This is a genomic window from Hydrogenophaga sp. (genome assembly GCF_041633695.1).
GTDB lineage: Bacteria > Pseudomonadota > Gammaproteobacteria > Burkholderiales > Burkholderiaceae_C > Hydrogenophaga.
This window is the reverse complement of the sequence record NZ_JBFJMY010000198.1, coordinates 1-7,385: the sequence shown is the minus strand read 5'-3', so window position 1 is coordinate 7,385 and position 7,385 is coordinate 1. Positions and strand designations below refer to the sequence as shown.

Below are 7,385 nucleotides of genomic sequence, written 5' to 3'. Positions count from 1 at the left end.
GGCCGATCAGCAGCGCTCGCGAACTGGGCGTCCGTGCGGCCACGCCCGTGCCGGACCATCCGGCAAACGCTTGTAAATCGAAGGTGGTAAGGCATGGTGGATCGTGCGCCGATGCGGGTCGGCGGCCGTTGCGCACTTCGGCAACGCTGGGAAGAGATCGCGCAAAACCCCCTGTACGATCCGCAGCGCCCACGCTTGGGGCCTATGCCACCACCCGCCACCACCGCCGGCAGATCACCCGATTGCACCGGCTTCAGACCGAAAGCCCAAACACATGACCAGCCCTGCTGCGCGCACCCGAAACCGGGTTGTCTTGTTTTGCAGTGACGATGTGATACCCAACATCATCCTGAACCACGCTCTGAGCGAAATGGTGGCCATGGGGCTGCGGCCGGTGGTGTTCCTCACACCCATCCCACAACCGCGGACCGCCCCTCCGCCCTCCTTGCAGCGCATGGCGTTCTACGAGCGCGGGCTTTTGCACGCGCACATCTTTCCCGAGCTTGATCGCTCGGGGCCTGGCCGGGCGGCCACGCTGTTGCCGGCGCTGAAGTCGTTCACCGAACTGGCGCGCATGCATGGCGGCTTCCACCCGATCGCGCAGCTGGACGATGAGCGGGTGTCCGCCGAGATCGATCACCCCGATTTTCTGGGTGCGGTTTCGGCGCACAACTACCTGTTGTTCAAGACCCGCCACATGCACCGCATCCAGCAGCAAGGTGGCTTTTTATGGAACCTGCACCACGGCCCCTTGCCCGACAACCGTGGTCTGCTGGCGCCGTTCTGGAACCTGCTGGAAGGGCGGCCCGCCCACGGGGTGTCGCTGCACGAAATCACCGAAGGCATTGACACCGGCGCCTTGATCGCCACGGCCCGGCTGCGCCTGTCGGGCCATCCCTCGGTGTTGAGCTCGATGATCGAGCTCGGTGTACCCGGCGCCCACCTGGTGGTGCAAACGCTGCGGCGGCTCACGCACGGGCACCCGGTGCAGCCCTTGCCCCAGCCCCCCAGAACCGGCAACTACCGAAGCTACCCGACCGAAGACGACATTCAACACGCCGCCCACAAAGGCATCCGGCTGGTGGACAGTGCGGCCGATATGGCGCGGCTGTACTGCGAGCTGTATGGTCTGAGCACCGCGTTCTCGCACCAGGTGTTGTTGCCCGCGATAGCGGCATTTGAAGCGCAATGGGCCGACCACCGCGTGCCGACGGTGGCGCCAGAAATGGCTGCGGAAATGGCTCCAGAAATGGTGACGGCAGCGGAGGCAGCGGAGATCGGTCCGGACTGATGCCCCTTCCCCGGCCTCCGCAGCAACCTCAGACCAGCAGCGTGTTGACGCGCTTCACATAAGCCGCCGGGTCTTCCGGCAGGCCACCCTCGGCCAGCAAGGCCTGGTCGAACAGGATGTGGGCCAGGTCGTCAAAGTGTTCGCTGGTTTCCAGCTTTTTCACCAAGGCATGCTCGGCGTTCACTTCCAGGATCGGCTTCACCTCGGGCGCTTGCTGCCCGGCCTGCTTGAGCATGCGCGAGAGCTGGGTGGACAGATCGCCGTCGCCCACCACCAGACAGGCCGGTGAGTCCACCAGGCGGGTGGTCACGCGCACGTCCTTGGCTTTGTCGGCCAGGCTGACCTTCAGGCGCTCCAGCAGCGGCTTGAAGGTTTCGGCGGCCACTTCGGCGGCTTTCTTCTCGTCGTCGTCGAGCAGCGTGCCCAGATCGACCGCGCCCTTGGCCACCGACTGCAACGGTGTACCGTCGAACTCGGTGAGGAAGGACAGCGCCCACTCGTCCACCCGGTCGGTCATGAGCAGCACTTCGATGCCCTTCTTGCGAAACACCTCCAGCTGCGGGCTGTTCTTGGCGGCGGCCAGTGAATCGGCGGTGATGTAGTAGATCGCCGCCTGGCCCTCTTTCATGCGGGCCTTGTAGTCGCCCAGGCCGGTGCTCAGGCCTTCGGCCTGGGTGGAGGCGAAACGCAGCAGCTTGGCGAGCTTGTCGCGGTTGGCGTGGTCTTCGCCCAGGCCTTCTTTCAGCACCGAACCGAACTCGGCGTAAAACGCCGTGTACTTGCCCGCGTCTTTCTCGGCCGCAGCCTTGTCTTCTTCCGACACCACGTCGGTCACACCGTCGGTGCTGGCGGCGGCTTCGGGTGCTTGGTCCTTCTTGGCCAGGTCTTCCAGCATGGCCAACACGCGGCGGGTATTGCCCTCGCGGATCGCTTTCACGTCGCGGCTTTCCTGCAGCAGTTCGCGGCTCACGTTGAGCGGCAAATCGGCCGAATCGACCACGCCCTTGACGAAGCGCAAGTACGAAGGCATCAGGCTTTCGGCCTCGTCCATGATGAAGACACGCTTCACGTACAGCTTGATACCGGCCTTGCGGTCGCGGTTCCACAGGTCGTGCGGCGCCTTGGCCGGCAAATACAGCAGTTGCGTGTATTCGGTCGTGCCTTCCACCCGGTTGTGGCTCCAGGCCAGCGGTGGGTCCTGGTCGTAGCTCAGGTTTTTGTAGAACTCGGCGTACTGCTCATCGCTCACGTCCTTCTTGCTGCGCGACCACAGGGCGTTGGCCGAGTTCACAGCCTCCCATACGTCCTGCTGCACATATTCGCTTTTCTCCTGGTCCCACTCTTCCTTTTGCATCAGCACCGGCAGGCTGATGTGGTCCGAGTATTTGGTGATCAGGGACTTGAGCTTCCAGTGGTTGAGGTATTCGCTGGCGTCGTCGCGCAGGTGCAGCACGATGCGCGTGCCGCGTTCGGCGCGTTCGATGGTTTCCACCTCAAACTCGCCCGTGCCGCCACTGACCCAGCGCACGCCTTCGGCGGCGGGCAAACCGGCCCGGCGCGATTCGACCGTGATCTTCTCGGCCACGATGAAGCCCGAATAAAAGCCCACGCCGAACTGGCCGATCAACTGCGCGTCCTTCTTCTGGTCGCCACTCAGGTGACCCATGAAGTCCTTGGTGCCGCTCTTGGCAATGGTGCCCAGGTGCTCCACCGCTTCGGCCTGGCTCATGCCAATGCCGTTGTCGGTGATGGTGATGGTCTTCGCGTCCTTGTCGAAGGCCACGCGCACCTCCAAGTTGGGCGCGTCTTCAAACAGGGCGGCGTTGTTCAAGGCCTCGAAGCGCAGCTTGTCGCAAGCATCGGAGGCGTTGGACACCAGCTCGCGCACGAAGATTTCGGGGTTGGAATACAGCGAATGGGTGACGAGGTGCAGCAGTTGCGACACTTCGGCCTGGAACGACAGGGTTTGTTTGCTCATGGTGGTGGTTCGTGACCGCAATCGGTGAAAAATGAAAAACAGGCGCGCAGCCCAAGAAGCCGCGCACGAACTCGCAAGCACGAATTATGGGCGGAAGCGGTTTTTTCAAGCCCCGGGTTGTGGCCGCAAGGACGAACCGCCTCCACCCCGTTCGCCCTGAGCCTGTGGAAGGGCTTGGGCCAGCGCAGCCCGATGGGGCGCGATCGCGCTCAGTCGACAGCCGACGGCAACGGGCGCAGCCAAGCCAGCAACTGCGCCGCCACATCTGGGTTCGAGAGCAAGTCCAGGTGGCCGGTGCGGTAGAGCACGCGCTGGCTGCTTTTGGCAAACACCAGCTGGCGCTCGGGGTCGTCGTGCCGGCCCAGCGCACTGTTCAGCGGCACCAGGCCATCGCCCGTCAGCCGCTCGGCCAGCAGGCCCCGTTGCCCAGCCAGGGTGGCCGCCACGGTAAAACAGGCCACGCCCTCGGGCAAGGGCAGCGGCGTCTGGTGGTCTTCAAAAGAGGGGCCCCAGCCCGGGTTGCGCCCGGCTCTACGAGCCGCCGCATCGGCGTCGGGTACCGCGCGGCGTTCGGATGGGCCGAACCGGTCACGCCCCTGCCAGTCGGCGTCTTGCACCGAGCCGTGGCGCAGGTCGGTGATGCCCGCGCTGCGCAACTGGCCCAGCCGCTGAAACGGTGCACTGAACGGCGTGGCACCCAGCAACACGTCGACCCCATGGCCGGCGCGCTCCAGCGGTGCGCCATGGTGCGGCGTCCCCAGAAACACCAGCTCGCGCAGCAAGCCCGGCCAAGCCTGGCCCTCTTCGCGTGCGATCTGCACACCCGAGCGCGCCACCAGCCCGCCCATGCTGTGGCCCACGATGCTGATGCGCACCAGCGGCACCGGCCACGCAGCCACCAGCCGCGCCAGCAGGGCGGCCAGCTCGCGCCCGTTTTCCGAAACGTGACGCCCGGTGTTGTAGCGCAGGTAGACCGGCGTGCAGCCCAGCGCCTGGGCAAGGTAAGCCCCGTGGTCGTGGCCGTCGCGCCGCCACTGGGTGTCGTTCATGCACAGGCCGTGCACGAGCAGCAGCAAATGGGGGCTGGCGGCCGCACCGAGCTGCTTCTTGAGTGCGCCGGTTGCGCCGGTTGCGTCGGGTGTTTCGGGTGTGGCCAGGGCCAGCGTTCGCCCGTTGAAGCGCATTTCCATCGCCTGCGCCAGAGGGTTGCCGCTGGCCTGCAGCCGGTCCCCCATCACACCGTTCAGCGCCGCCAGCACCGCCTCGCGCTGCGGCGAAGCGTCGGGGTGCGTGGACGGGTCGTCCAGCAGCGGCAGCAGCGCACCCAATACGCCGTCGGCGCCCTGCCCCACCAGCGCGGCCACACCACGGATGCCCCGGTAGATCCGCCCCGTCAGCCCACCGGTTTGCGTGTCAGAAGCGCCGCTGGACAGCCCCAGCGTGCGCCGCACCGACTGGTGCACCCCCTCGGTGATGTCGATCACGCCGTGGGTGGCCTGGGTCGCGAGCTGGGCCGCGGCCTTCAGGTCGGACGGGCGCAGGTGGCGCAGCAGGTTGGTGCGCTTGGAATCGGATGGGGTGGTAGGTGCCATGGCGCATTGTGACCCCGCTTCTGGTTTAGCGATGGGGGGAGCAACCTAGGCGCTCGCATGCACCCGTTTGCAGGCTACTTGGACGAGGATGCGACGCGCACCACTTCGCCAATCGAACGAGCACCTGGCGCATATGCCGACATACCAGCTCCCGCAACCGCCACGAAAATGGCGGTGAAAACGAACGGCAGCGCGGTACGCCGTACCGCAGTAACCAACCAGTGCTCGGGATCGTCTCCGCGAACATAACGGTACAAGGCATACGACAGCGCACCGTCTACCAGCAACTCGGCCAGCAGCGCCGGGGCGATATAGATGATATACAGCGACGCAACGGCCAGCCCCACCGCCAGCACGACCGCCAGCAGCGGGATCGCCAGCTCGTCGGCCTCTGCGATCGCGCCTGCGGCGTCGCCAAGGTCGGAAGACAGGCCCGGGCTGTCAGCCACCGGTGAGCCCGCGCGGTCGAATTGGGCGCTCGCACCGCCACCACCAAAATCGCCCCGTCCCCCACTGCGGATCGGCATACCGACCTCGCCACTGCCCCCCGAGCCAGACCCCGATGAAGGCGACAAGTCCGGCACATCTGCGTAGTCCTCCCGATTGGTCCGGAGCCACAACCAGACCAGGAACAGAAACATGGCATAGGCCAAACCCACCGCCAGCGGGTAGCGCAAAGCCATGCTCTCCACGCCCTGGCGCAGCATCACGAACGAAGAGAGCAAGCCAAAAGCGCCCGTCAGCGCCGCGATCAGCGTCATCTGCAATCTGGGGTAGGACTCGGCTTCCAGCTTGCGACGGGCACGCTGGATGGCTTGGGAGCGGATGAATATGCGGTGGCGTGGTGGCATGTCAATTCAAGACTCGTTTAGGTTGGCAACCAAAGGAGCCTCCGCTCACACGACAAGCCATATCGGCAACAGGAAACACCTCGCGTTAGCCGCCGGAATCTGCTTTCGCATATGCGGACATCCGGTCCAAGAACGAGGGGAGAAGGTCTTGCCTCCCCGCAATACTCACGAGTTGAACCGCTGCGATTAACCCAAGCGCCCCCGCCGCGCCAAGAGCTTTTTGGAGGTCCTGATCAGAATAACTACCCTCTACGCGTCCATGCTTGTGTCGCCGGCTCACTTGAAGAAATCCCGTATGCGTGAAATCGTTCAACTGATTCCAAGCCGAGAGCTTGAAACTCGAAAACACACCACCTGGCGTACCGATTTTTTTCTCGTACTCAGCAACAAGAGTTCCGAAATCTTTTCCGATATGACCCTTCCTGAACTTTGTCAACTCGACTTCGGTGGCGCACTGATAGAGCCACAAGCCGCGGACCAGTGACTCCGAAAGAACTCGTATCAAAGCGAATGCGGATCCATAGAGTTCTGACGAATGAAGCACAGCGATTGCAGCTTGATGCTCCAAGGCAACATCGAAACACCCGACCGCGAGCTGAGATCGCTCATCAGACTGATATACGAGCCCCGCCGTGCGATCGTTGATCCACCGCACCAAGTCAACCACCTCTGTATGTTCCGCTACCGTTTGCATTTACGCGCCAATCAACTGAACTCGAGTTTGGAAAGCTTTCAAAAGCTCTCCCCCACCCCCAAGAACCGCCACTGACCCACCGGCAAATTGCCCAACACCACGTTGCCAATGCGGATGCGCTTCAGACCCACCACGTGCAGGCCCACCTGCTCGCACATGCGGCGGATCTGGCGCTTTTTGCCTTCGACCAGCACGAAGCGCAGTTGCTCGGGGTTCATCCAGTCCACCTGGGCGGGTTTGAGCGGCTGATCGTCCAGGCTGAGGCCGTGGCGCAGCCGGGCGAGTTGCTGGGCCGGGAAGACGGCTTGCACGTTTTGCGAGACCACGCCTTCGCCCTGCGGGCCGTTGGGCGCCCAGTGCACGCGCACCAGGTATTCCTTTTCGATACCGCTGTTTTCACCGATGAGGGTGCGGGCGACGCGGCCGTCTTGCGAGAGCACCAGCAAGCCAGTGGAATCGATATCGAGCCGACCGCAGGGCGCCAGGCCACGCGTGTGTTCGGACGCGAAGCGGCGGCCATCTTCGGGGGTGCGTGCGTCGCCGCGCCACTGGCTGGGCGCGCCGATCAAGGTGGCGGCGGCTTCGTGGCCGTCTTCGGGTTGGCCGCTCACGTAGCCCATGGGTTTGTGCAGCAGGATGGTGACTTGCCCGGCCTGCTGGTGGCGAGCTTGCGGTAGCACTTCGATCTGCACGTCCGGCGCCACGGGCATGCCCATTTCGGCGGGCTGTCCATTCACCAGCACCCAGCCGCGCGCGATCCAGGCGTCGGCCTCGCGGCGCGAGCACAGGCCGAGCTCGGCCATGCGCTTGTTCAGGCGCACCTCGCCGTTGACATTGCCCACGCGGGCCAGATCGGGCCGGTCGGCCCGCACGGGCCGTGGCGCGGCGGGTGGAGCGCGGTAGTCGTCGCGTCCGGGGCGCTGTGCCTGGGCCTGCGCGCTGCCTGGACCAGCCGGGCGGCGAGCGTCACCACGTGGTT

At 64.7% G+C, this 7,385-nt stretch carries 6 protein-coding genes; 1 reads left to right on the top strand and 5 read right to left on the bottom strand.

All coding sequences use genetic code 11. The features are described 5' to 3' along the window. Positions 1–274: 274 nt before the first annotated feature. Positions 275–1,291: a formyltransferase family protein gene (locus ABYB95_RS13125; protein ID WP_372659008.1), complete on the top strand. Its 1,017-nt coding sequence runs from the start codon at positions 275–277 to the stop codon at positions 1,289–1,291. A gap of 28 nt (positions 1,292–1,319) precedes the next feature. On the opposite strand, the gene htpG is transcribed toward ABYB95_RS13125, so the two are convergent. The 5 genes from htpG to ABYB95_RS13100 form a co-directional block, all read right to left on the bottom strand. Continuing rightward, complete coding sequence (gene htpG / locus ABYB95_RS13120; protein WP_372659007.1) at positions 1,320–3,269, bottom strand: molecular chaperone HtpG; 1,950 nt, start codon at positions 3,267–3,269, stop codon at positions 1,320–1,322. Positions 3,270–3,478: 209 nt separating this feature from the next. Then, the gene (locus tag ABYB95_RS13115; RefSeq protein ID WP_372659006.1) at positions 3,479–4,861 is read right to left on the bottom strand and encodes a lipase family alpha/beta hydrolase; all 1,383 of its coding nucleotides are present in this window, start codon (positions 4,859–4,861) and stop codon (positions 3,479–3,481) included. A gap of 74 nt (positions 4,862–4,935) precedes the next feature. Further along, complete coding sequence (locus tag ABYB95_RS13110) at positions 4,936–5,712, bottom strand: hypothetical protein (protein WP_372659005.1); 777 nt, start codon at positions 5,710–5,712, stop codon at positions 4,936–4,938. A gap of 85 nt (positions 5,713–5,797) precedes the next feature. Then, positions 5,798–6,406, bottom strand: coding sequence for a hypothetical protein (locus ABYB95_RS13105; RefSeq protein WP_372659004.1), 609 nt, complete (start codon positions 6,404–6,406; stop codon positions 5,798–5,800). 38 nt (positions 6,407–6,444) lie between these two features. After that, on the bottom strand, positions 6,445–7,209 hold the full coding sequence (locus tag ABYB95_RS13100) for a pseudouridine synthase (RefSeq protein WP_372659009.1): 765 nt from the start codon (positions 7,207–7,209) through the stop codon (positions 6,445–6,447). Between the last annotated feature and the right edge of the window lie 176 nt (positions 7,210–7,385).